The organism is Gilliamella sp. BG7 (assembly GCF_046635565.1).
GTDB classification, from domain to species: Bacteria; Pseudomonadota; Gammaproteobacteria; order Enterobacterales; family Orbaceae; genus Gilliamella; species Gilliamella apicola_P.
The window spans coordinates 79,526-102,998 of sequence record NZ_JBIDFB010000009.1; the positions used below are offsets into that span (position 1 = coordinate 79,526).

General features: G+C 34.1%; 22 protein-coding genes, 5 tRNA genes and 2 pseudogenes. 19 read left to right on the forward strand and 10 right to left on the reverse strand.

Going from position 1 to position 23,473, the window contains the following annotated elements; genetic code table 11:
• Window positions 1-55: 55 nt before the first annotated feature.
• The 4 genes from rimL to ACGH49_RS07390 all read right to left on the reverse strand — a co-directional run bounded on the left by rimL (window position 56) and on the right by ACGH49_RS07390 (window position 2,829).
• A complete protein-coding gene (gene rimL / locus ACGH49_RS07375; RefSeq protein WP_296300876.1) occupies window positions 56-607 on the reverse strand; it encodes a 50S ribosomal protein L7/L12-serine acetyltransferase in 552 nt (183 codons plus the stop codon).
• Window positions 608-707: 100 nt separating this feature from the next.
• The gene (locus ACGH49_RS07380) at window positions 708-2,060 is read right to left on the reverse strand and encodes a PTS ascorbate transporter subunit IIC (RefSeq protein WP_065605786.1); all 1,353 of its coding nucleotides are present in this window, start codon (window positions 2,058-2,060) and stop codon (window positions 708-710) included.
• Window positions 2,061-2,080: 20 nt separating this feature from the next.
• The gene (locus tag ACGH49_RS07385) at window positions 2,081-2,353 is read right to left on the reverse strand and encodes a PTS sugar transporter subunit IIB (RefSeq protein ID WP_065605788.1); all 273 of its coding nucleotides are present in this window, start codon (window positions 2,351-2,353) and stop codon (window positions 2,081-2,083) included.
• Window positions 2,354-2,385: 32 nt separating this feature from the next.
• Complete coding sequence (locus ACGH49_RS07390) at window positions 2,386-2,829, reverse strand: PTS sugar transporter subunit IIA (RefSeq protein WP_411588866.1); 444 nt, start codon at window positions 2,827-2,829, stop codon at window positions 2,386-2,388.
• A gap of 271 nt (window positions 2,830-3,100) precedes the next feature.
• Here ACGH49_RS07390 and ACGH49_RS07395 point away from each other — a divergent pair, with 271 nt between their 5' ends.
• On the forward strand, window positions 3,101-3,307 hold the full coding sequence (locus ACGH49_RS07395; RefSeq protein ID WP_411588868.1) for a LacI family DNA-binding transcriptional regulator: 207 nt from the start codon (window positions 3,101-3,103) through the stop codon (window positions 3,305-3,307).
• A gap of 481 nt (window positions 3,308-3,788) precedes the next feature.
• Here ACGH49_RS07395 and ACGH49_RS07400 read toward each other — a convergent pair.
• A tRNA-Pro gene (locus tag ACGH49_RS07400) sits at window positions 3,789-3,865 on the reverse strand.
• A gap of 71 nt (window positions 3,866-3,936) precedes the next feature.
• Complete coding sequence (gene tgt / locus ACGH49_RS07405; RefSeq protein WP_065636970.1) at window positions 3,937-5,073, reverse strand: tRNA guanosine(34) transglycosylase Tgt; 1,137 nt, start codon at window positions 5,071-5,073, stop codon at window positions 3,937-3,939.
• A gap of 138 nt (window positions 5,074-5,211) precedes the next feature.
• Here tgt and ACGH49_RS07410 point away from each other — a divergent pair, with 138 nt between their 5' ends.
• Together ACGH49_RS07410 and ACGH49_RS07415 are read left to right on the forward strand one after the other, a co-directional pair.
• Window positions 5,212-5,751 carry a M48 family metalloprotease gene (locus ACGH49_RS07410; RefSeq protein ID WP_411588870.1) on the forward strand — a complete coding sequence of 180 codons (540 nt, stop codon included), beginning with the start codon at window positions 5,212-5,214 and terminating at the stop codon, window positions 5,749-5,751.
• A complete protein-coding gene (locus tag ACGH49_RS07415; RefSeq protein ID WP_411588872.1) occupies window positions 5,751-5,891 on the forward strand; it encodes a hypothetical protein in 141 nt (46 codons plus the stop codon). The genes ACGH49_RS07410 and ACGH49_RS07415 overlap by 1 nt, the downstream gene beginning before the upstream one ends.
• 87 nt (window positions 5,892-5,978) lie before the next feature.
• Here the strand turns inward: ACGH49_RS07415 and queA are convergent, their stop codons facing one another.
• Window positions 5,979-7,010, reverse strand: a complete 1,032-nt coding sequence (gene queA, locus ACGH49_RS07420; RefSeq protein ID WP_411588874.1) for a tRNA preQ1(34) S-adenosylmethionine ribosyltransferase-isomerase QueA — start codon at window positions 7,008-7,010, stop codon at window positions 5,979-5,981.
• A 152-nt stretch (window positions 7,011-7,162) separates the two neighbouring features.
• Between queA and ACGH49_RS07425 the strand changes: the two genes are divergently transcribed.
• Both ACGH49_RS07425 and ACGH49_RS07430 read left to right on the forward strand, forming a co-directional pair.
• Window positions 7,163-7,921 carry a M48 family metallopeptidase gene (locus tag ACGH49_RS07425; protein ID WP_411588876.1) on the forward strand — a complete coding sequence of 253 codons (759 nt, stop codon included), beginning with the start codon at window positions 7,163-7,165 and terminating at the stop codon, window positions 7,919-7,921.
• Window positions 7,922-8,237: 316 nt separating this feature from the next.
• The gene (locus tag ACGH49_RS07430; RefSeq protein WP_411588878.1) at window positions 8,238-8,384 is read left to right on the forward strand and encodes a hypothetical protein; all 147 of its coding nucleotides are present in this window, start codon (window positions 8,238-8,240) and stop codon (window positions 8,382-8,384) included.
• A 63-nt stretch (window positions 8,385-8,447) separates the two neighbouring features.
• Here ACGH49_RS07430 and ACGH49_RS07435 read toward each other — a convergent pair whose 3' ends face one another.
• Window positions 8,448-9,662 carry a pyridoxal phosphate-dependent aminotransferase gene (locus ACGH49_RS07435; protein WP_411588880.1) on the reverse strand — a complete coding sequence of 405 codons (1,215 nt, stop codon included), beginning with the start codon at window positions 9,660-9,662 and terminating at the stop codon, window positions 8,448-8,450.
• A 140-nt stretch (window positions 9,663-9,802) separates the two neighbouring features.
• On the opposite strand from ACGH49_RS07435, the gene ACGH49_RS07440 reads away from it, so the two are divergent.
• The 7 genes and pseudogenes from ACGH49_RS07440 (at window position 9,803) to ACGH49_RS07470 (ending at window position 16,772) form a co-directional block, all read left to right on the forward strand.
• Window positions 9,803-10,072, forward strand: a complete 270-nt coding sequence (locus ACGH49_RS07440; RefSeq protein WP_296206888.1) for an ACT domain-containing protein — start codon at window positions 9,803-9,805, stop codon at window positions 10,070-10,072.
• 35 nt (window positions 10,073-10,107) lie between these two features.
• The gene (locus ACGH49_RS07445) at window positions 10,108-11,463 is read left to right on the forward strand and encodes a PFL family protein (RefSeq protein WP_411588882.1); all 1,356 of its coding nucleotides are present in this window, start codon (window positions 10,108-10,110) and stop codon (window positions 11,461-11,463) included.
• A gap of 289 nt (window positions 11,464-11,752) precedes the next feature.
• On the forward strand, window positions 11,753-12,229 hold the full coding sequence (locus ACGH49_RS07450; RefSeq protein ID WP_176701674.1) for a PTS sugar transporter subunit IIA: 477 nt from the start codon (window positions 11,753-11,755) through the stop codon (window positions 12,227-12,229).
• Window positions 12,230-12,238: 9 nt separating this feature from the next.
• Window positions 12,239-12,517, forward strand: coding sequence for a PTS sugar transporter subunit IIB (locus tag ACGH49_RS07455; protein WP_065605804.1), 279 nt, complete (start codon window positions 12,239-12,241; stop codon window positions 12,515-12,517).
• Between the two features lie 10 nt (window positions 12,518-12,527).
• Window positions 12,528-13,912 (forward strand): annotated as a pseudogene (locus ACGH49_RS07460) (PTS galactitol transporter subunit IIC).
• 93 nt (window positions 13,913-14,005) lie between these two features.
• Complete coding sequence (locus tag ACGH49_RS07465) at window positions 14,006-16,075, forward strand: BglG family transcription antiterminator (protein WP_411588885.1); 2,070 nt, start codon at window positions 14,006-14,008, stop codon at window positions 16,073-16,075.
• A 61-nt stretch (window positions 16,076-16,136) separates the two neighbouring features.
• On the forward strand, window positions 16,137-16,772 hold the full coding sequence (locus ACGH49_RS07470) for a class II aldolase/adducin family protein (protein WP_411588887.1): 636 nt from the start codon (window positions 16,137-16,139) through the stop codon (window positions 16,770-16,772).
• Window positions 16,773-16,938: 166 nt separating this feature from the next.
• Here the strand turns inward: ACGH49_RS07470 and dhaL are convergent, their stop codons facing one another.
• Together dhaL and ACGH49_RS07480 are read right to left on the reverse strand one after the other, a co-directional pair.
• Window positions 16,939-17,568: a dihydroxyacetone kinase subunit DhaL gene (dhaL, locus tag ACGH49_RS07475; protein ID WP_411588889.1), complete on the reverse strand. Its 630-nt coding sequence runs from the start codon at window positions 17,566-17,568 to the stop codon at window positions 16,939-16,941.
• Between the two features lies 1 nt (window position 17,569).
• The gene (locus tag ACGH49_RS07480) at window positions 17,570-18,577 is read right to left on the reverse strand and encodes a dihydroxyacetone kinase subunit DhaK (RefSeq protein WP_411588891.1); all 1,008 of its coding nucleotides are present in this window, start codon (window positions 18,575-18,577) and stop codon (window positions 17,570-17,572) included.
• A gap of 287 nt (window positions 18,578-18,864) precedes the next feature.
• On the opposite strand from ACGH49_RS07480, the gene tcdA reads away from it, so the two are divergent.
• The 7 genes and pseudogenes from tcdA to ACGH49_RS07515 form a co-directional block, all read left to right on the forward strand.
• Window positions 18,865-19,659, forward strand: a complete 795-nt coding sequence (gene tcdA / locus ACGH49_RS07485) for a tRNA cyclic N6-threonylcarbamoyladenosine(37) synthase TcdA (protein WP_411588893.1) — start codon at window positions 18,865-18,867, stop codon at window positions 19,657-19,659.
• Between the two features lie 294 nt (window positions 19,660-19,953).
• Window positions 19,954-22,650 (forward strand): bifunctional acetaldehyde-CoA/alcohol dehydrogenase, encoded by a 2,697-nt coding sequence (adhE, locus tag ACGH49_RS07490; RefSeq protein WP_411588895.1) that lies wholly within the window; start codon window positions 19,954-19,956, stop codon window positions 22,648-22,650.
• Window positions 22,651-22,802: 152 nt separating this feature from the next.
• Window positions 22,803-22,878: transfer RNA gene (locus tag ACGH49_RS07495), tRNA-Thr, on the forward strand.
• A gap of 33 nt (window positions 22,879-22,911) precedes the next feature.
• Window positions 22,912-22,996: transfer RNA gene (locus ACGH49_RS07500), tRNA-Tyr, on the forward strand.
• 55 nt (window positions 22,997-23,051) lie between these two features.
• Window positions 23,052-23,126 (forward strand) — tRNA-Gly (locus tag ACGH49_RS07505).
• Between the two features lie 3 nt (window positions 23,127-23,129).
• Window positions 23,130-23,205: transfer RNA gene (locus ACGH49_RS07510), tRNA-Thr, on the forward strand.
• Window positions 23,206-23,396: 191 nt separating this feature from the next.
• Window positions 23,397-23,473 (forward strand): annotated as a pseudogene (locus tag ACGH49_RS07515) (elongation factor Tu); the annotation flags it as partial.

Consider the following 23,473-nt stretch of genomic DNA (forward strand, 5'->3'; position numbering starts at 1 on the left):
AAAATCAATACAATAAATAGGCCGCTAATGTCGGTTTATTTTTTTTAATAAAAAGTTAAATATAATTTGAAACCAAGCTATAAATATTTTGATCATGAAAAATACCATTAAGATATTCAGCTTGTTTTAATCGCCCTTCATAACTAAATCCACATCGTTTAGCGACTTGGTTACTTTTTAGATTAGCTACTGAACACTTTATAATAAAGCGTTTAATTATTCGTTCTTGAGCATAAAATTGGGTAAGTGCTTGGATTGCTTGAGTCATAATCCCTTTTCCTTGTGCTCTGCTATCTAACCAATAACCGATATAAGCTGTTTTATTCGCTTTATCGATTTGATTGAAGGAAAGTAATCCAACAGGAATACCTTCGAGTAAAATCACATAAATTTTTGCTTGATCTTGTCGATGTTTAACAAAGCAATCATTTAAAAAATTAGTTGTATCAACTTCATTTATCACGAAGTTAGGCCATGCCATAAACTGACTAAAATAATCTCGATTAAAATTAATAATATTGAATAATTCTGTTGCATAATTTTTTGTCGCAGTTTTTAAACAAATATGTTTATTAACACTGATAAAATCTTGGTTATTACTAGTCATTTTTAACCGTTTAAAGTACATCTACGAGAAAACTGCAATTGTAAATGATGCCAGATCTATCTATCTGGCATAATGATATTATAATATTAATGACTAAGCATTATTGTTTTTTAGGTTTGACCCAATAATTATAAGCAACTAATAAAGCAAAAATACCGATTATAATAATCATTATTGCATCTTTATTTAACCAGTTAGCCATATTACCAAGAATAATTCCTATTCCACAAAAATCTACATCCGAAAACGTGGTATTTGCAAAACCAAGTGCTCCTAATACTGGTAATAAAATAACCGGTAAAAATGTGACAAGTAAACCATTAGCAAATGCACCAAGCATTGCACCTCGGCGACCACCCATAGCGTTACCAAACACTCCTGCTGTTGCACCACAGAAGAAATGGGGAACTACACTAGGAAGTATAAGTACAGTATTTAATTTACCTAAAATAAATAGACCTACTAATCCGCCAAGAAAGCTAAATAAGAAACCGATCAAAACAGCATTTGGTGCATATGGGAAAACAACAGGACAATCTATGGCAGGTTTGGCATTTGGAACTAATTTTTCCGAAAAACCAGTAAATGCAGGTACAATTTCAGCAAGAATAAGTCTAACACCCTGCAGAATAATAAAAACGCCTGCTGCAAAGGTAATAGCTTCTATAATAGCATAAACGAGATAATTATCGCCTTTACTTAAATTTGTTTGAACATAATCAGAACCCGCAAATATGGAAAGAATTAAATAAATGATCATCATCGTTAATGATATAGAAATTGAACTATCACGTAAAAAGCTTAAATTTTTAGGTAAATTCATATCTTCAGTTGAACGAGAATTTTTACCGAATAATTTACCAATATAACCAGCTAGTATATATCCTAAAGTACCAAAGTGACCAAACGCTACATTATCATTTCCTGTAATTTTACGCATTTGTGGTTGAGCTAAAGCAGGGAAGAAAGCCATAATTAGACCTAATACCAATGAACCAGTAAATACTAATTGCCAACCATCAAAATCAGCAACTTTTAAAATAATACTGATCATACAAGCCATGTAGAAAGTATGATGGCCAGTTAAGAAAATAAATTTTAAACGTGTAAATCGAGCCACTACGATATTGGCAATCATACCAAAAGCCATAATTAATGCAGTTGCTGTACCATACTCATTTAAGGCCATAGAAACAATGGCTTCGTTATTAGGTATAATTCCTTGTAATTGAAAAGATTGTTCAAACATTATACCTAATGGAGTTATAGCACTGATAAGTACATTAGCACCACCGCTTAATACTAAAAACCCCAAAATTGTTTTGACAGTCCCTTTTACCGTATCAGCAAATGATTTGCGTTGGACAATAAGCCCTGCCATAGCAATAAAGCCAACTAGTATTGCTGGCGTTTTTAGAATATCAACAATAAACTTTATTATTTCTTGGATCATAGTAACACCCCATCATTTGATTAGTGTTTTGCAAAAAATTCAACAAGTTTATTTTCTAAATCATTGATATCAATAATGTTATTAAGGATAACTAATTTGTCAGCAGGAATTCCCGAGCTGGTTGCTAAATCTTTTGCTATGACAAATACATCAGCTTGATCTGGAGTTGCAGAAGCAAGATCGGCATGAGTTACTTCTGCATCAATATTTAATTTTTTTAATACTTTTTTTATATTCATTTCAACCATAAAACTACTACCAAGACCTGAACCACAAACTGCCATAATTTTCATTTTGTTTATCCTTCTATTGAGTTTAATTAAATTTAATAGTGATTGATAACAGACAATATTTGAGCAGGGGTTTGTGCATTGAAAATTTTCTGGATATCATTTGTTTCACCAAATAGTGCTGCCAATTTAGTTAATATTTCAATGTGGCTAGTACTATCACTTGCTGCTAATAAAGTAATTAAATACACAGGATCATTTTCTTCTGAATTAAATTTGACTCCTTTTTTTACTAATAGCATTGATAGGCCTAATTGGTTTACGCCTTGTTCTGGTCTAGCATGAGGCATGGCAATACCTGGAGCCAATACATAGTAAGGTCCAATTGATTCATGAAGATGAAAAATTGCTTGAATATAATCAGGTGAAATATTTTTATTTTTTAACAAAGGTTTTGCACAAAGTTGTATTGCAGCCTTCCAATCATCGACTGAATCAACAATGTTGACCGTTTGACTTGTTAACCATTTTGCTAACATTTTTTCTCCGCTAAATTATATCTTACTAAGAAACTAACACACAGCGTAATAATAGAAATAAAAAAAAATAAGAAATGTGATAGCGCTATCAAAATTGATAATTTTTTTAATTATTATGTGATGTAGGTAACATTTTTAATGAATTAATCAAATAATATTATTTAACATAGTTGTATTATTTAATTAATTGTGATTTAAAAGGATAGATACCTAATTTCATGTATAGTTATTATACCTCTTGTTAATTTGCCATTGTTGAAAGTTAATTAGGATGAAAGATGCAGGATATAAAAAACGTAAAAGTAATGGGCAGATTATTTTATTTGATGTTGCTAAATATGCTGGTGTTGGAACTATGACAGTATCTCGTGCTTTAAAAACACCAGAGCGAGTCTCTAATAAACTTCGGGGAAAAATTCAATTAGCTGTCGATGCTTTAAGTTATAAACCAAATATCGTAACTAGTTTGTTACATTAGCATCTGTTAATCAAGTTATTGCAGTTATAACAATAAGATCCATGATCACACAATTCAAATATTAATTAATACGTTACAAATAAGCCTAGCAAAAGAAGGACATACCGTATTGATCATTGAGTCTTATCACTACTTTAAATGTGAATCATAATTATTAAATACACTATATAGCCATAACATCGAGGCAATTTTGCTTTTTTATATTGAAAGGGATGATTTTATTCGACAGGTGGTTCTGAAAAAAAACTGTTCCTATTATAAATATTGGTAAGCAATATGATAAATTAATCAATATGAATGTTGAACTGGATGATAGTTTAGCAATGTATATGTTGTCGGAACATGTAATTAAAAAAGGTTATTGATATATTGGATTGCTTTGAGCTAACGAGCAATACTATCTTTTTCAACAACTTTTACATGGCTGGCACAAAGCAATGCTAAATAAAAAATACTCAAATTGACAGTTTTTTCACAAAATTGGTCGGCGAGAGAGGATTCGAACCTCCGACCCACTGGTCCCAAACCAGTTGCGCTACCAAGCTGCGCTACTCGCCGTTGGAAGCGCATAATACTGCGCTTCCTAAAAAGTGTCAATACCTAAGATAAAGATTTATTCTGCTATGTCCTTATTTCGGTAAAGGTGCTGGTGTTTTACCAATTCGTTGATAAAATTCAATGACAAAATCTTCGTAACGTTTATTCGCAACAGCTTCACGAATTTCAGCCATTAAGCGTTGATAATAACGTAAATTGTGGATGGTATTTAAACGTGCACCTAAAATTTCACCGCACTTATCTAAATGATGAAGATATGATTTAGTATAATTTTTGCAAGTATAACAATCACAATGAGGATCAAGCGGAGTAGTGTCGTCTTTATATTTTGCATTACGAATTTTAATCACCCCATTTGTGACAAATAAGTGACCATTACGTGCATTACGGGTTGGCATCACACAGTCAAACATATCAATACCTCGACGTACACCTTCAACTAAATCTTCAGGTTTACCCACGCCCATTAGGTAACGAGGTTTATCGGCTGGTAATTGTGGGCAAGTACCCTCCAAAATGCGATGCATATCAGCTTTAGGCTCTCCAACAGCTAATCCACCAACAGCGTAGCCATCAAAGCCTATTTCGGTCAATCCTTTAATTGAGATATCACGTAATTCTTGATGTATTCCGCCTTGCACAATACCAAAGAGTGCATTTTTGTTGCCTAATTCATCAAAACGCTTTCGGCTACGTTTAGCCCAACGTAAAGACATTTCCATTGATTTTTTGACATAATCCCAATCAGCAGGAAACGGGGCACATTCATCAAAAATCATCACAATATCAGAACCAAGATCATATTGAATTTCCATTGAAACCTCAGGTGATAAGAAAATCGAATCACCATTAATTGGATTACGGAAATAGACACCTTCCTCTTTGATTTTGCGAATATCACCTAAACTAAAGACTTGAAACCCTCCCGAATCGGTTAAAATTGGGCCATGCCACTGCATAAAATCATGTAAATCACCATGCTTTCGCATGATTTCTTGTCCAGGTCTTAACCATAAATGGAATGTATTGCCTAGTAATATTTGAGCTCCAGTTGCAGTAACCTCTTCTGGGGTCATGCCTTTTACTGTGCCATAAGTGCCAACAGGCATAAATGCAGGTGTTTCAACAGTATATTCGACTCCACGACGATCGAATTTCATACGTCCTCGACGAGCAAGTCCATCGGTATTGTCTAATTCAAATTTCATTTTTTAGTTAACCTCTTGCGACCAAATAAACAGTTTGGCGCGAATTATTGTTGTAATACGTTATAGTATCATTAATTTGCGGTATTAGTTTATCGTGCTAGTTCTCAATAAACAATATTTGATAAGGATTTAAGGCTTTTGAGGTATATTGATTTATTTTTAATATCATGTTTTTCAATTATTTTATTAGTTGGTTGTCAAAATCAAAATAACGAGGTTGTACTAACTATTACATCAGAGCAAATTAAACATTTATCTGAACAAGATATAGAGGCTATTGGCGCACAAGTGTGTGCTGATTCAGATAAACGATCTGTTATTGCTAATGATAATAGTTGGCTCAACCAAAAACTTGAAAGGTTAACCGGAACGCTACCTAAAAAGATTAATAATATTGAAGTAAATTATAAAGTTTATTTAAATACAGATCCTAATGCATGGTCAACTGCTAGTGGCTGTATTCGCATAAACAGTGGGTTAATAAAATTATTAAACGATAATGAATTACAGGCAGTTTTAGCTCATGAACAAGCACATATTGCTCTTAAACATGCTATAAAATCATTTAGATTAGCCCCTTACGTTGAGATAACCAATAATGATGTAGTTATTCTTGTAAAAAAGAGGTTGCTCAACAATATGAGTTTGAGGCCGATCATTATGCTTTGGAGTTATTAATGAGCAGAAATATAAATCCAACAGGGCTTGTAACTATGTTAAAAAAAATGCCCATTCATTCAACAAATAATACAACAACATCACATCCATCAAATATAAAACGTATTGATCGTATTTTAGAAAAATTAGGTACTATATAAGTATTTATATAGATAGGTTTAATATAGCCAATAAAGTTTGAGCTTAGTTTGATTTTATTGACTACTTTCTTGATATTTAAAATATTTTTAATTTTGTGCTGTAATAAACATAGCATCACCATAACTAAAAAATCGATAGTTTTCTTTAACGGCATGTTGGTAAGCCTTCATGGTATTTTCGTAACCAGCGAAGGCAGAAACAAGCATAATCAAAGTTGATTCAGGTAAATGAAAATTGGTTATAAGTGAATCAATGACCTTAAATTGATAGCCAGGATAAATAAAAATTTGGGTATTGGCAAAAAAAGGTGCTATTTTCCCTGTTTTTTGTGCTGCACTTTCTAAAGCTCGAACAGAAGTTGTTCCCACAGCAATAACTTTTTTGTTTCGTGCTTTACATGCTAACACCGCTTCCACAACAGTTTCCGGCACTTCAGCATATTCAGAGTGCATAATATGGGTTTCAATGTTTTCAACCCTAACTGGTTGGAATGTTCCTGCTCCAACGTGTAAAGTGACAAATGCCATTTCGACGCCTTTCTGTTTTAGTTTTTCTAATAAAGGTTTATCGAAATGAAGACCTGCCGTGGGTGCAGCAACGGCTCCTGGCACTTTACTATACACTGTTTGATAAACTTCCCAATCTTGTTCATTATCAGGACGATCAATATATGGCGGTAATGGAATATGACCTATTTTATTTAAAATACTAAGAACATCATTTGGAAATTGCAATTCAAATAAAGCATCGTGACGTGTTAGCATGGTAACCTTAATAGGGTCATTTTCACCTAATATTAGTTCAGCACCGGCTTTGGGTGATTTGGATGCCTTAATATGCGCAAGGGCTCGGTTATTATCTAATATTCTTTCAATTAATACTTCAATTTTTCCACCCGAAGCCTTTTTTCCATATAGGCGAGCAGGAATAACTTTAGTATTATTAAAAATAAGTAAATCCCCAGGATTGATTTTATCAATAATATCAGTAAAAACATTATCTTCAATTTTACCTGTGTGACTATTAAGTGATAAAAGTTTACATGCACTTCTGGTTTCTGAAGGATGTTTGGCAATTAGCTCTTTTGGAAGATAAAAATCAAAGTCGGATAGCTGCATAATCATGTTCCTCAAAAATGAGGCACTAGTCTAAATCCCTGATAATGTCTAATCAAGTAATTATTTGTTGATTATTAAGAAAGTTGCGTTAGAATTTAGCCGCCTAACGGAAGTTAGGCTATTTAAATTTGTATTAATGTAAGGAAAGAACTATGAATAAACATCAAAAAACATTGTTGGCTGCATTTCCTTTAGTTGCTGCAATGTCACTAGTTGGTTGTAAAAATATGAGTGTAGATGACTTAACTAGTCTTGGCATGAAAGGTTTGAAAGCTGCTACTCTAAGTGATAATGATGTGAAAGCATTAAGTCAACAATCATGTGCTGAAATGGATGCACAATCAAAAATTGCTCCAGTAAAAAGCGCTTATACTAAACGATTAAATAAAATTGCTAAAGCGATTGGGAATAATTTAGATGGAACACCAATTAACTATAAAGTATACATCACTAAAGATGTTAATGCATGGGCAATGGCTAATGGTTGTGTTCGTGTTTATAGTGGTCTAATGGATATGATGACTGATAACGAAATTCAAGGCGTTTTAGGTCACGAATTAGGTCATGTTGCTTTAGGTCATAGTAAGAAAGCAATGCAAGTTGCTTATGCAACCGAAATTGCACATGATGTAGCAGCGTCATCAGGTAATGCTGCAGTAGTCTCACTATCAAAGTCTAAATTAGGGGCTTTAGCATCAGCAGTAATTCACTCTCAATTTTCACAAAAACAAGAACAAGATGCGGATAATTATTCATTCGATTTCTTAGTTAAGAAAAAAATTAATCCAGCAGGACTTGCATCTGCATTTGATAAATTAGGTGGTGGTGACGCTTCAATCTTAAGTAGCCATCCATCTTCAGCTGATCGAGCAAACAATATTCGTAAAAAAATTGCTGAACTTAAAAAATAAGTACAGTAATTTTTAATCTAAAGCGCTATTAATAGCGCTTTTTTATTTGGTACCAAATAACTTAAATTGACAAGTTAAGGTCAAATCTTAAGGCGTGGAACAAATGGATGAAATTAAAAGGCAGTTTTGGAACAGTCAATTTTTCTATTCTTACCGCGACAATTATAGAGGGCGTATTTAGTAACTAATCAAGAACATTAACAATGCTGTTTAGCTTGAAAATATGAAATTTTTAACCGTAACGTTAGGTATTTCGCCAGAGTTATTGCGTAATGCACAGCGTTTCTATCGATAAGTTGCTCATATCCATGATGAAATGGCTAAAGGTAGTATGGCTATTTATATAGGTGTAAATAAATTGCAAGAACAAATAGATATTATAGAAAAAGAACTTCTACCTGCATTAGAATCAAAAACTAAAAAGATTGAGAAAAGTTTTGAAGATACATGTATGGTTTTATAAATCTATTCTGACTGAGTTATTGGAATTACCCCAGTTGAAACTGGGGATTCATTAATAAGCGATTTATTGCTTATAGGAAGATAAAAAATGAGCAAATCTCCCAATAGCGTCTTCTAGTTGACCGGAATGAGGTAAAGCAACAATTCTAACGTGATCCGGTTTATGCCAATTAAAGCCGGTTCCTTGTACAAGTAATACTTTTTCTTGTAACAAAAAGTCTAATACTAATTTTTGATCATTATGGATGTTGAATTTTTTCTGATCTAGCTTTGGAAATAAATACAAAGCACCTTGTGGTTTAGTACATGAAACCCCAGGGATATCATTAAGTAAACGCCATGCCAACATACATTGATCATATAAGCGACCTCCAGGAACAATAAATTCATTAATGCTTTGGTAGCCTCCTAGCGCTCCTTGAATAGCATGTTGTAATGGCACATTGGCACATAAACGCATTGAAGCTAGCATATTTAAGCCTTCAATATAGCCTTTTACATGGTTTTTGGGGCCACAAAGCGCCATCCAGCCTTGCCTAAAACCAGCAACTCGATAAGTTTTTGATAGGCCACACATGGTAATGACAAATAAATCGGGTGCCAATGCGGCAATTGAATAATGCACAGCATCATTATATAAAATTTTATCGTAAATCTCATCAGCGAAGATGATTAGATTATTTTGACGAGCGATTTCAGCAATCTCAAGTAATACTTCTTTACTATAAACAGAGCCAGTTGGATTGTTTGGATTAATAATTACTATTCCTTTAGTTTTGGGGGTTATTTTCCGTTTAATATCATCAATATCAGGTGACCAATTTGCTTCTTCATCGCAAAGGTAGTGCACAGCGCTCCCACCGGACAAACTAATAGCCGCTGTCCATAATGGGTAGTCAGGCATAGGTACAAGTACTTCATCACCGCTATTTAGTAATGCCTGCATGGATTGAACGATTAATTCTGATACACCATTACCGATGTAAATATCTTCAACATCTAAACTATTAATTCCGCGAGCTTGATAATATTGCATGATTGCTTTACGAGCAGAATAAAGACCTTTGGAATCGGAATATCCTTGTGAAGAGGGTAAGTTTCTAATTACATCAATTAATAATTCGTCAGGGGCGGCAAAACCAAACGGTGCTGGGTTTCCAATATTAAGTTTCAGGATAGTTTGACCCTCTTCTTCCAGTCGTTTTGCATGCTCTAGAATTGGACCACGGATATCGTAACAAACATGATCCAATTTTGTGGATTTTGAAAAATTTACCATAAAGTTGCTCTTTTTAGTTCTTGCGTTGATATTTTTACTGAAAAAACAATCTACTCCTATTTCGATAATTTTTGAAGATGCTATTATAGTTAGTTCAATAAATATTATTTAATTGTCTAATTTTTGTGCTGGAGAGTGTTATGAAAACCATTTTAACGGTAATTGGTAAAGATCAAACAGGTATTATTGCTGGTATTAGCCAAAAGTTATATGAATTAGATATTAATATTTTAGATGTCAGCCAAACTATTATGGATGAGTATTTTACGATGATTATGTTACTTGACCTATCTAAAATCAATGTGACATTTGATGAAGTAAAAACAGTATTGATGCAAACAGGTGAGAATCTAAAAGTTAAAGTTAATCTTCAAAGAGAAGAAATTTTTGATGCTATGCATCGTTTATAATATTAATTCTATATTTTAATAAAAGGATAATACTAATGGAAACAAAACAGATCCTCGAAACCATTAAAATGATTGAGGAAGAAAAACTTGATATCCGCACAATAACCATGGGTATTTCTCTTCTTGATTGTATAGATAGTGATGGTGAAAAAGCACGCCAAAAGATTTATAACAAAATTACACGTCTGGCAAAAGATCTTGTTAAAGTAGGTGATCAGATTACTTCAGAATTTGGTATTCCAATAATCAATAAACGTATTTCTGTTACGCCAATATCTTTAATTGCCGGTGCTAGTGATGATAAAGATTATGTAGCGTTTGCTAAAACTTTGGATGAAGCCGCCAAAGCAGTTAATGTTAACTTTATTGGTGGATTTTCAGCACTGGTACAAAAAGGTTACCATAAAGGTGATGAAATTTTAATTAAATCAATTCCACAAGCACTTGCACAAACTGAACGAGTTTGCTCTTCGGTAAATGTTGGCTCTACACAAACTGGGATCAACATGGATGCAGTAAAGCAAATGGGAAATGTCATCAAAGAAGCCGCGCAATTAACAGCTGATAATAGTAGCATGGCTTGCGCTAAGTTAGTTGTGTTTGCTAATGCTGTTGAAGATAATCCATTTATGGCAGGAGCCTTTCATGGCGTAGGTGAAGCTGATTGCGTCATTAACGTTGGGGTCAGTGGTCCTGGTGTAGTTAAGCGAGCACTTGAAAAAGTCAAAGGTCAGTCATTTGATGTTGTAGCTGAGACTGTCAAAAAAACTGCATTTAAAATTACTCGTATGGGGCAACTGGTTGGTAAAGAGGCTTCTGAACGTTTAGGCGTTAAATTTGGTATTGTCGATTTATCGTTAGCTCCAACCCCAGCAATTGGTGATTCGGTTGCACACATTTTAGAAGAAATGGGATTAGAAGCAGTTGGTACACACGGTACAACTGCAGCACTAGCTATGTTAAACGATGCGGTTAAAAAAGGTGGAGTAATGGCTTGTGGTCATGTTGGCGGATTAAGCGGTGCATTTATCCCTGTTTCGGAAGACGCTGGTATGATTGATGCTGTAAATAACGGTGCACTTAATCTTGAAAAACTAGAAGCAATGACCTGTGTTTGTTCCGTTGGACTGGATATGATTGCAATTCCAGGCGATACGCCAGCTGAAACTATTTCGGCTATTATTGCAGATGAGGCTGCAATAGGGGTGATTAACCACAAAACAACAGCTGTGCGAATTATTCCAGCCGAGGGATTAAAAGTAGGAGATAACATTGAATTTGGTGGTTTACTTGGCCATGCTCCCGTTATGTCAGTAAACAAATTTAGTTCATGTGATTTTATTAATAGAGGTGGAAGAATTCCCGCTCCAATTCATTCATTTAAAAACTAATATATTTATTTCTCTTATTTCGCCTACACTAAAATAGGCGGAATATCAAAAATTAATCAGTTTGTCATTTTCGTAAAATACATTTTTAATTCCTACTCAATAATTGTTTCAACATAATAATCCCTATGATGAGCAATATCTTGGATATTATTTGGTATCAAATCCATTCGTTTCTTTTATCTTAATTTCCTAAAATTAGTGATATCAAATTAGTAATGATTTATTTCACGAAATAGCAAATTAGTAACATTTTTATAAAGTTGCAGATCACATTATGATGGAGGACGAAATGGGAAATGAATCTAACGGGCAAATGTTTTTTGAAGATTTGATTCTTTTAGATAAAAACTTTCAGAATACTAATCAATTTTTCGATTTTACGTTTCCTATTTTAAAAAGTGGTGGCTATGTGAATCATTCCTTTTTAGGCGCAATAAAAAAAAGAGAATCATTATTCCCAACTGCACTACCAACAGAACCTTATGTTGTTGCAATGCCCCATACTGATGTTGAGCATGTTATTAGACCTTTTATCTATTTTGCTCGAGCTAAAGGTACGATTCCATGGTGTGAAATGGCTAATAATGACAATGTATTAAGAGCTAATTTTGTCTTTTTACTCGGATTTAATCAAAAAAATGAGCATATTGATTTATTGCAAAAGTTGATAACCTGTTTTGTGAATTCACATTTTTTAGAAGCACTTTATTACGCAGAAACTAAACATGAAATTTTTACACTGTTGACGTCGAATATAAATTTATAAGGAGGCATTATGAAAAAAGTTATTGTTGCATGTGGCAGCGGAGTAGCTACATCACAAACCGTCGCTAGTAAGGTTACTCGTTTACTAAAAGAACGTAACCTTGATGAGATAAAGGTGGAAGTAGTTGATCTTAAATCTGTTGATACTCACATTAAAAATAGTGCTGCTTATATAGTGATAACTAAAATTGAAAAACAGTACCCTATTCCCGTCATCAATGGTATTGCATTTTTAACAGGGATAAATATGGAATCAGAACTACAAAAAATTATCGATGCCTGTAAGTAGGAGTGCAGTTATGGGGTTTCTAGAAATAATTATAAATTATATTTTGAACTTGGGCGCACCGGTTTTTGTACCATTCATTATGCTAATTGCTGGTTTAATTGTGCGTATGAAATTTAGAGATAGCGCTTCCGCTGCTATTACTTTAGGTGTTGCATTTGTCGGTATGAGTATGTTGATTGGATTTATGGTTGGTGCTATTGGTTCAGCAGCGCAGACCATGATGGAACGAACTGGTATTGAACTTAGCATTGTTGATGGTGGCTGGACTACTATGGCAAATGTATCTTGGGCTTGGCCGTATGCTTTTCTTATGTTTCCTTTGCAAGTAGGAGTCAATATTTTAATGCTAGTCTTAAAAAAGACGGATACTTTTAACGCTGACTTATGGAATGTGTGGGGGAAAATTTTTACAGCTTTTATTGTTGTTGCTGTAACTACTCCAATTTTAGGTTCTGTTATGGCTTTAGCTGTTGCTTTTATTATTACTACTTTGCAGATCATACTAGAACTTAATTCTGGTGATATTAATCAGCATCGAATCGAAAAACTAACCAGTATTCCTAGTGTAACTTGTACTCATAGAATGTTGTTTTTCAGTGCAATTTATTATCCTTTTGATCTGTTACTACGGAAAATACCTATTTTAAATAAACCGATGGATGCAGCAACATTACGCTCAAAGATTGGCGTATTTGCTGAAAATCATGTTATTGGATTTTTATTAGGTGTGACTTTTGGGATTATTGCTGGTTATGATGTTGCAGCTATTTTAATGCTTGGGGTACAAGCTGCTACTGCTCTTATGTTATTTCCAATGATCTCTAAGTTATTTATGCAAGCACTATCGCCGATTTCTGAGGCGATTAGTGATTATATGAATAAACGTTTTGCTGGTCGCAAATTATTTGTTGGTTTAGATTGGCCATTTATGGGGGGGCGAGCGAGATTTGGTTTACAGTAATAGTTGCTATTCCTTTTACCTTAATTTGGGCTGTTATTTTACCTGGTAACAAAATTCTGCCTTTTGCTGGTATTATTAATGTTGCTCTTATTGTTCTTGCTTATATTCTAACTAAAGGAAACACATTGAGGATGGTAATTTTGGCCATTATTGGAGTGCCATTCTTTTTATTTGTCGGAACTCAATTTGCACCGATTATTACCAATTTGGGATTAATCACTAAAGCTATTGATATTCCATCTAATCAGTTAATTTCAAATAGTTCTATTGATGCACCTGTTTTTACCTATGCTTTTTCATTTATTTGGCAATGTTTGCAAGGTTATTTTGTGCCATTGATTTTTACTGTTTATTGGTGTGTGGGTTATTTCTTTTATGCACGTGAGCTACGAAAAGAAGTCATACAAGATGTAGCGAAAAAAAATAATGAATAAATGAAAGTTAAAGTATTCGTTGAACATAATTTGCAGTAAATCTGATAGTAATGTTAATTACCATCAGGCAACGAACGATAAGGTAATTATTATATGGTTGTCGATAAGCGAATTCATGCTGTATTAAAAGCATTAATTCATAATCCAAACATTAGTGGAGTTGAACTTCAATCTGAATTTGGGCTAACCCGCAAACAGCTTAGTTACACCGTTAAGAAAATTAATGATTTTCTTGAATCATCTAATTTTGGGTTAATTAGACGATTTAAGACTGGTAAATTTAGTGTTCCAAAATTAGTGATCGAAACATTTAGGGATGAACCAGTATCTCTTGCTATTGGACGTTATATTTATTCAGAAGATGAACGTATTCATTTGCTTCTGTTTTTTTTGTTAATTAGAACAGGAAGGTTGTCATTAATACATCTTTCTTCGTCTCTTACTGTCAGCCAAAATACAGTTATAAATGATATTAAAAAAGTACAAGCAATGATTGTTCAATATCATTTACAAATCAGCTATGACCGTGAGAATGGATATCGTATCATCGGTGATGAAATCGACAAACGTTATTTGTTACTAAAATTGATTCGTAGAATTATCAGTATGCCAATAGCTGATAAAATTTTTAGAGAAAATGAGATTATTACTCAAGGGCATTTAGAACAAGTAGGACAGGTTTTTAGTGAAATAGAAAGAAAATTGAAAATTGTTTTTACTGATGAGCAGTTGCAAGAGTTGACTTATTTTATTTGTTTTATACTACAGCGAATAGAAACAGATAAAAAAATTAAACGTTTACCTGAAAATTATGCTGAAGCTGCCAATAGTCGAGATTTTCAATTATTGAAAAAGTTGATCAAAAAATTCGGTATTACAGATATTAATGAACAAATTTTTTTAATGGTATTAGTTCAAAGTTCCAATATACAAACAATATCTGATAAATATTTTCATTTAGATGCGGTATTGTTAGAAAGTGTCGTTGATGTTATTAATAATTTTGAACGGATCAGTTGTATAGCTTTTCAAGATAAAAGCGAACTGATTGAACGTATATATCAGCATTGGAAACCAGCTTATTATCGTATTCGTTATCATATTAACAATATTGATAGTGTATATGGCATCGTATTACAAGAGTTTGGTCATTTACATGAAATGGTTCGAAAAGCGATTTGTCCTTTTGAAAAAATTTTACATTGTAATATGCCAGATGAAGAGGCCGCTTTTATTACTGTATTATTTGGTGGTTGGTTAACTCGAGAAGGTTTGATCAATCAAATTAAAACTAAAACTAAAAAGATAGCTATTTTTGTTTGTGAAAATAGTGCAACTGTTTCAACTTATCTTTATTTAACTTTACAAGTGTTACTCCCGGAATTACATTTTTCTGATGTTATGTCTAAACGTGAGTTTGAAAAATATAATCACTATTACGATATTGTTTTTTCTACCTCATATTTATCTACCGATAAATTGTTATTTATTGTCAATCCTTTACTTAATAATTCCCATAAAAATGCTTTTCGAAATCAAGTGATTGGTGCTTTACAAGGTATTGATCAGAGCATAATTCAAGTAGAAGAACTTATGTTAATTATTGAAAAATACACCAATATCAAAGATCAAAAAGCCTTACAAAAGGAATTAACTGCATATCTTTATAACGATGAAGTGAATGATAACCCAGTACGAATAGCACAACAGGAAGTTCCCTCATTAGCCGATTTAATGCAAAAAGAACATATCAATATTACAGAAAAGGTTGATATAACATGGCAAGAGGCATTGGCATTGGCTGCTCAGCCACTATTAAATAACCAATCCATAGAAAGTTATTATCTTGAAAGAATGGTTAATAAAATCCAATTTGAACAACCTTATATTATGTTGGTTAATGGCTTAATTATTGCTCATGCTGGTATTGATGATGGTGTGAATAAAGTTTCTATGTCTCTACTTAAATTATCTGAAAAAATCAATATTTGTGGTTATATGAAGGCTGATTTAATTGTTGTTTTAGCAACAAATAATCCACAAAAACATCTTAAAGCACTTGCCCAATTAAACGAATTATTAGAATTAAATGAAGGCGCAACTCGCATACGAAATGCCAAAAATAGCAATGAAATCTGGGAATTATTTACCAATTATCAATGAAATATTTTGTCAAAATAGGAGTTATAAAATGTTAGAAACACAAAAATAATACGTGGTCGATATGGCTAAAAAATCTAGTGAGTGGGGATTGTGTAAACATAAAGCCGGTAATTCTAGTGTTCGTGATAAAGAAACAGGGTATGTACTTGTTACGCCAACAACAATTGATAAAAAATTGTTAACAATTAGGGATATAGTTGTAATGGATCTTGATGCAAATGTTATTGAAGCTGATTCTGGATTGAGACCAACGAGTGAATGTTTAATGCATCTTGAGATTTATAAAGCTCGCCCAGATATTTTTGCTATTTCGCATACTCATTCTATTTTTGCAACTTCATTTGCTGTATTAGCTAGACCTATTCCCGCTGTTGTTTATGAATGTGCAATTCTTAATTTAAAAGATAGTGTTATTCCTGTTGCACCCTATGGAAGACCAGGAACTCCAGATCTTTCAAATAGCGTTATAGGATCCATAAAAAGAGCTGATGCGATTCTGATGGAAAAACATGGTGCTATTGCTGTAGATAAAGACCCTTATGAAGCTGTATTAAAAGCCACTTATATTGAAGAAATGGCTGAAATTTACTATCACTCTCTGCTTATTAATGGAGGCAAAGATCCCGGAGGATTCTCTTCAGAGGAGTTACAAAGCTGGGCGTATCCTTCGCAAATTAAGTTTAAAAATAATTTTTAGTCTATTAATTTTAATGCGTTAATTGAAAAACAGTGAGTAACGAAAGGTTTTTATTTTAAATGTGCTAGAAGTTGTTTGAGTTATTAGACATTTTTAATATTATTTGTAAATTTATTTTATCTATATCTTTATAATAAATCCGCCAATATCATCGGCGGATCTTTTTTTATTGGGTTTGAATATATTCATTCATGAATTTCAAAATATACGCCATTGAAACCGAACCAGGATCCATATGACCAATTGCTCGTTCACCTAAATTTTTAGCTCGACCAAATACAGCGATCATTTGTTTCGTTTTTTTTGCGCCTTCCATAGCTGATTGTGCTATTTTAGGTAGTGCATCATTTAACTTCAAAGTAGTTAATAGACTTGCTGTTGTTGCACTAGCGGCTAAGGCATCAACCATGGTCTTATCTCCAGGTTTAGCGTTGCCACGTTGATAAACAGCCTGCCAACCTTCATTAAGTAGTTTTGATAGTGCATTGGAATCAAATACTGTGATTCCAGTAATACTTTTTCCCCCCGCTCTAAATAAAGTACCAAAAATTGCCCCTGAGGCTCCGCCCATACTTGTCATTAATTTTGTGCCAATTTGGATAAAAAAATCACCTATATTAGTTGGTTGAAATTTTTCATCTTGTAGTAACGCAATGATCGCAGCGAATCCACGTTTCACACCGATGCCATGGTCACCATCTCCCACAATTTGATCTAAAGATGTTAATGTTGGCTCACTTTCAACCATTTTTTCGGCAGTGAATAACATCATTTTGCGAATTTGTGATAAATTCATTTTATTTTCTCCATCCTAGTGTTTTGCAAGGTAAATCATAAAGATGTTGAAGTTCTTCATCTAACTTCATTAAGGTAATTGAAAAGCCCGACATTTCAAGCGACGTACAAAAATGACCAACAACATCGTGTCTGATTATGCCTCGATTATCAAGTTCAATACCTACTTTACGTGTTATGACGAACAGCTCGGTATTACTAAGTGCGCCCAAATTGTTAATCAGTACACACACTCGGTCGCCTTTTTTAAAAGGTAAATCATCACAGAGGTGGTTTATCATATCTTTAACAACCTCATCAGATGATGTTATCTCTTGCCGGCGTAATCCCGCTTCACCATGGATACCGATACCAATTTCAATTTCAATTTCGTTATCTTTTAACTCAAAATTGAATTTACTGGACTGAGGTAATGCGCATCCATCTAGGGCTACCCCTATAGTACGAACATTATTGTTAGCTTTTGATACTACTTGATGAAGACTTTCTAGATCGCATTTTTCAAATTGTGCCGCAGCACCAGCAATTTTGAATAAAAACATAATACCCGCTACACCTCGACGATCGGAAATCTTTGATAATGGCGCTGAAGCAATATCATCAGTAGCACGAATTGTTTTAGTAATAATATTGTTTTCAGCCAGTATTTCAGCTGAAATATCAAAATTCATTCCATCTCCAGAATAGTTGCCATATAAAAATAGTACACCTTTTCCTTTTTCTATAGTTTTGGTTACTTCAATGATTTGATCTGGTGATGGTGATGTGAAAACTTCACCAACAGCACAGCCATCAATACCGCCTTTACCGATGAATCCAGCGAAGGTTGGTTCATGCCCACTGCCACCGCCCGAGACAATAACAACTTGATCGCTTGCAATATGGTTGCCGTAAACGGCACAATGATCTGAAATTGCAGTTAATTTTCCTTGATAGGCATAAATTAACCCTTGCATAACTTCTTGTCTTACATTATTTGGATCATTAAGTAGTTTTTTTGGGTTGCGCATTCATTTTTTCCTTTTAAGTAATCATAGTTAACAATGTTTATTGTAGGAAAAATTAATAATTTGAACGAATACAATTAATGACAAATAATATCCTACCGATTGCTCATCATCGGGATGATGTAGTTGACCTTTATAAAAGTTATGAATTTGTTTTTTTATTCGTGAAAGGTATAATATTTCTAATAATTATTGATAAGTTCTTTATATAAAAAATATTACAGTTATACTTTGTAAAAAAGTTTCAGGAGAGTAGTTGTTTTAGTATAAAACACTATTATTAATTATTGATGAATAAAGAATCTTACTTTCAACGTTTTAGCGGTATAGCTAGGCTTTATGGTCAGTCGGCTTTGCAATGTTTTTCGCAAGCGCATATTTGTGTAATTGGTATTGGTGGTGTAGGCTCTTGGATTGCTGAATCGCTAGCGCGTAGCGGTATTGGTCAAATTACCCTAATTGATATGGATGATGTTTGTGTAACAAATACAAATCGCCAAATTCATGCGTTAAAATCCAATATTGGCAAAGCTAAAACATCAGTTATGGCTGAACGTATTTTACAAATTAATCCTGAATGTATCGTAAATGAAATTGATGATTTTATTAATGCGAGTAATGTTGGCAAATATTTAGGAACAAAGCAATCCCACCGTTATCATTATATTATTGAAGCAATTGATAGTGTATACGATAAAGCGGCTGTGCTTGCATATTGTAAGCGACAAAAATTGAAAGTGATTACCATTGGTGGAGCTGGTGGGCAAAAAGATCCAACCCAAATTAAAATTTCAGATTTAGCAAAGACAATTCAAGACCCATTGGTAGCGAAGTTACGAGAGAAACTAAAGCATAATTATAAATTAAATAAAGATAGTAAAGGTAAATATGGTATTCCTTGTGTATTTTCGACAGAGCAATTAACGTATCCTTCTAAAAATGGACAAGTATGCTTAACAAAAAGTGAAGCAGATGGTCTTAAAAAAATGGATTGTGAGTCAGGGTTTGGTGCAATTACAACAGTTACAGCTACTTTTGGTTTTGTGGCGGTTAGTTATGTGCTAAATAAATTGTGTAATATATAATTTTTTTAAACTAGTCCTTTTTTCTTCCATAACAAATTCCATTAATGATAACCACTTTTGAGTAAAAGTGGTTGCCTTTTGTTTTTATATCTATTTCGTTTTTACTGATTAAAGGCATAAAAAATTAGTTACTTTTAGTTACATGCTTTTTTTTATTCAATATATTATTGTATAAAGTAAAAATCTGATTTACGATAACGTCAATTTCGTTTTGTCATTATGCTTAAGCATTAAATAGTTTCAGGGAAGACGCCAAACGATCCAGATTTATTTTTTTATTTCAAGGAGAAATCTATGGCAGTAACTAACATGAATGAGTTAAATGAGTTAATGGCTCGAGTCAAAAAGGCACAGGAGACTTATTCAACTTATACTCAAGAACAAGTAGACAAAATCTTTGTAGCAGCTGCGACAGCCGCCGCTGCGGCACGTATTCCACTTGCGCAACAAGCTGTTGCAGAGTCAGGAATGGGAATTGTCGAAGATAAGGTCATAAAAAACCTTTTTGCCGCTGAGTATATTTTAAATAAATATCGTCACGATAAGACTTGTGGAGTCGTTGCTGAAAATGAACCATTCGGTACTATTACTATAGCAGAGCCACTTGGTATTATTTGTGGAATTGTTCCAACAACTAACCCAACTTCAACTGCGATTTTTAAATCATTAATTAGCTTAAAAACTCGCAATGCAATTGTCTTCTCTCCACATCCTCGAGCTAAAAAATCAACTATTGAAGCTGCTCGAATTGTATTAGATGCCGCAATTAAAGCTGGTGCACCAAAAGATATTATTGGTTGGATTGACGAGCCATCTATCGAATTATCAAATGCATTAATGCACCACGATGATGTGTCTGCTATTTTAGCAACCGGTGGACCAGGCATGGTAAAAGCGGCTTATAGTTCAGGTAAACCTGCGTTAGGTGTTGGTGCAGGTAATACACCAGTTGTTATAGATGAAACAGCTGATTTGAAACGTGCTGTTGCCTCAGTACTTATGTCTAAGACATTTGATAACGGGATGATCTGTGCATCAGAACAAGCAATTGTTGTTGTTGATTCTGTCTATGATGAAGTACGTCGCTTATTAACTCAATATGGTGCATATGTCTTAAATGCTAAAGAAACTAAAGCAGTACAAGGTATTATTTTAAACGACAAAGGCGCCTTAAATGCCAATATTGTTGGTCAGCCAGCAACTAAAATTGCTGAAATGGCTGGTCTTAAAGTTCCAGCTGGTTCGAAAGTACTTGTTGGCGAAGTAAGTAAAGTTGATTTATCTGAACCGTTTGCCCACGAAAAACTTTCTCCAACGCTTGCTATGTTCAAGGCTAAAGATTTCTCTGAAGCTGTTGATAAAGCAGAAAAATTGGTTGAAATGGGTGGAATGGGGCACACTTCAGTCCTTTATACTGATCAAGATAGCAATCGTGAACGTATTGCTTATTTTGGTAGTAAAATGAAAACTTGCCGTATTTTAATAAATCAACCGGCGGCTCATGGTGGTATTGGTGATTTATATAATTTTGATTTAGCGCCATCTTTAACATTAGGATGTGGCTCTTGGGGTGGTAACTCGGTATCTGAAAATGTTGGACCGAAGCACTTAATCAATAAGAAAACAATCGCTAAGAGAGCAGAAAATATGTTATGGCACAAACTACCAAGTTCTATCTATTTTAAACGTGGTTCACTACCAGTAGCTTTAAGTGAAGTGGTTGAGCAAGGTGCAAAGCGTGTATTTTTGGTAACAGATAAATTCCTATTTAATAACGGTTACTCAAAACAAATCACTGATCAATTAGAAGCACAAGGTGTTATTTGTGAAACTTTCTTTGATGTTGAAGCAGATCCAACATTAAGTGTCGTGCGTAAAGGTACTGATTCAATGCAAGCATTCCAACCAGATACAATTATTGCGTTAGGTGGTGGTTCACCAATGGATGCTGCAAAAATCATGTGGGTTTTATATGAGCACCCTGAAACTAAATTCGAAGAGCTAGCATTACGTTTTATGGATATTCGTAAACGTGCTTGCCACTTCCCAAATATGGGGCAAAAAGCAAAATTAATTTGTGTAACAACCACATCAGGTACAGGCTCTGAAGTAACTCCATTTGCCGTTGTTACTGATGATGCAACAGGTCAAAAATATCCATTAGCGGATTATGCTATTACGCCTAATATGGCAATAGTTGATGCGAACTTAGTGATGAATATGCCTCGTTCACTTTGTGCAGCTGGAGGCTATGATGCCGTAACGCATGCTTTAGAAGCTTACGTATCAGTTATGGCAAGTGAGTTTTCTGATGGGCAAGCGCTACAAGCGCTAAGCATACTTAAAGCTTATTTACCAGCAAGTTATAGAGAAGGGGCTAAAAATCCTATTGCTCGAGAAAAAGTGCATAGTGCTGCAACGTTAGCTGGTGTTGCTTTTGCTCAAGCATTCCTTGGTGTTTGTCACTCAATAGCTCATAAAATTGGTGCAGCGTTCCATATTCCTCATGGTGTTGCTAATGCGATGTTAATTAGTAATGTTGTTCGCTTTAATGCAACCGATAAACCGACTAAACAAGGTACATTTAGCCAATATGGTTATCCTAAAGCAGTTAGCCGTTATGCAGAAATTGCTGATCATTTAGGTCTAACCGCTGCTACGGATAATGATGAAAAGAAAGTCGAGAAATTAATTGGTTGGTTAGATCAACTTAGAAAAGATCTTGATATTCCATTTTCTATTAAAGAATTTGGTGTGGATGAAAAGGTCTTTTTGGCTCAAGTTGATCAGCTTGCTGTTGATGCTTTTGATGACCAATGTACTGGTGCAAATCCACGTTATCCTCTAATTGCGGAGCTAAAACAGATCCTTCTTGATACTTATTATGGTCGTGCATATCAAGACAAAGGCGATCTTAGCGAAGATGTAGCTGTACAAACAGCGGCTAAAGGTGTAGGAACAACCAAAAAGAAAGTAGTTAAAAAGAAATAACATAAGTTTATTTTGAACTGAATAAAACCCTGAAATAAGCATATATTTTGGGGTTTTTTTATGATTTTGATTTATTTTTAAGCAAACAAAATAAAATTTGTTTTTTTTGCTTGCAAGGTTAAATGTTCTAGTTCATAATGCGCAGCACTTAGGCCGGCTTAGCTCAGTAGGTAGAGCAACTGACTTGTAATCAGTAGGTCGCCAGTTCGATTCCGGCAGCCGGCACCATTTTCCTAAGTAGACAAATTTATAAAGATTCGGGGTGGGGTTCCCGAGCGGCCAAAGGGAGCAGACTGTAAATCTGCCGTGTCACACTTCGAAGGTTCGAATCCTTCCCCCACCACCATCATCTAATATTAGCAATAGCTAATTGAAGCATTTAGGTAGCCGAGTTTGAACATGCGGGCATCGTATAATGGCTATTACCTCAGCCTTCCAAGCTGATGATGCGGGTTCGATTCCCGCTGCCCGCTCCAATTGCTGATATAGCTCAGTTGGTAGAGCGCACCCTTGGTAAGGGTGAGGTCGGCAGTTCAAATCTGCCTATCAGCACCATTCTTGTTAATCTCATAATTTCCTAAGCTTCTAAAAATATCAAATTTGCCTGTTTTAGAGCTTGTCACTTGGTAACTTTATCTGTTATCATTCAGAGCTAATTTTAAGTTAGTATTATGTTGATATTAAATATGATACTTGGTTAATGTGGTGATTCACCACCGATTTGTATTACATTTGAGGGACAATAAATGTCTAAAGAAAAATTTGAACGTACAAAACCCCACGTTAACGTTGGTACAATCGGCCACGTTGACCACGGGAAAAC

Coding starts and splice junctions, on each gene's coding strand:
- ACGH49_RS07430 (WP_411588878.1), top strand. CDS start 8,238: ATGGCTAAAGGTAGTATGGCTATTTATATAGGTGTAAATAAATTGCAA.
- ACGH49_RS07380 (WP_065605786.1), bottom strand. CDS start 2,060: ATGATCCAAGAAATAATAAAGTTTATTGTTGATATTCTAAAAACGCCA.
- ACGH49_RS07465 (WP_411588885.1), top strand. CDS start 14,006: ATGGTTGTCGATAAGCGAATTCATGCTGTATTAAAAGCATTAATTCAT.
- ACGH49_RS07415 (WP_411588872.1), top strand. CDS start 5,751: ATGAGCAGAAATATAAATCCAACAGGGCTTGTAACTATGTTAAAAAAA.
- dhaL (WP_411588889.1), bottom strand. CDS start 17,568: ATGAATTTATCACAAATTCGCAAAATGATGTTATTCACTGCCGAAAAA.
- ACGH49_RS07395 (WP_411588868.1), top strand. CDS start 3,101: ATGAAAGATGCAGGATATAAAAAACGTAAAAGTAATGGGCAGATTATT.
- tgt (WP_065636970.1), bottom strand. CDS start 5,073: ATGAAATTTGAATTAGACAATACCGATGGACTTGCTCGTCGAGGACGT.
- rimL (WP_296300876.1), bottom strand. CDS start 607: ATGACTAGTAATAACCAAGATTTTATCAGTGTTAATAAACATATTTGT.
- ACGH49_RS07385 (WP_065605788.1), bottom strand. CDS start 2,353: ATGAAAATTATGGCAGTTTGTGGTTCAGGTCTTGGTAGTAGTTTTATG.
- ACGH49_RS07445 (WP_411588882.1), top strand. CDS start 10,108: ATGGAAACAAAACAGATCCTCGAAACCATTAAAATGATTGAGGAAGAA.
- adhE (WP_411588895.1), top strand. CDS start 19,954: ATGGCAGTAACTAACATGAATGAGTTAAATGAGTTAATGGCTCGAGTC.
- tcdA (WP_411588893.1), top strand. CDS start 18,865: ATGAATAAAGAATCTTACTTTCAACGTTTTAGCGGTATAGCTAGGCTT.
- ACGH49_RS07435 (WP_411588880.1), bottom strand. CDS start 9,662: ATGGTAAATTTTTCAAAATCCACAAAATTGGATCATGTTTGTTACGAT.
- ACGH49_RS07480 (WP_411588891.1), bottom strand. CDS start 18,577: ATGCGCAACCCAAAAAAACTACTTAATGATCCAAATAATGTAAGACAA.
- ACGH49_RS07440 (WP_296206888.1), top strand. CDS start 9,803: ATGAAAACCATTTTAACGGTAATTGGTAAAGATCAAACAGGTATTATT.
- ACGH49_RS07455 (WP_065605804.1), top strand. CDS start 12,239: ATGAAAAAAGTTATTGTTGCATGTGGCAGCGGAGTAGCTACATCACAA.
- ACGH49_RS07425 (WP_411588876.1), top strand. CDS start 7,163: ATGAATAAACATCAAAAAACATTGTTGGCTGCATTTCCTTTAGTTGCT.
- ACGH49_RS07470 (WP_411588887.1), top strand. CDS start 16,137: ATGGCTAAAAAATCTAGTGAGTGGGGATTGTGTAAACATAAAGCCGGT.
- ACGH49_RS07450 (WP_176701674.1), top strand. CDS start 11,753: ATGGGAAATGAATCTAACGGGCAAATGTTTTTTGAAGATTTGATTCTT.
- ACGH49_RS07390 (WP_411588866.1), bottom strand. CDS start 2,829: ATGTTAGCAAAATGGTTAACAAGTCAAACGGTCAACATTGTTGATTCA.
- queA (WP_411588874.1), bottom strand. CDS start 7,010: ATGCAGCTATCCGACTTTGATTTTTATCTTCCAAAAGAGCTAATTGCC.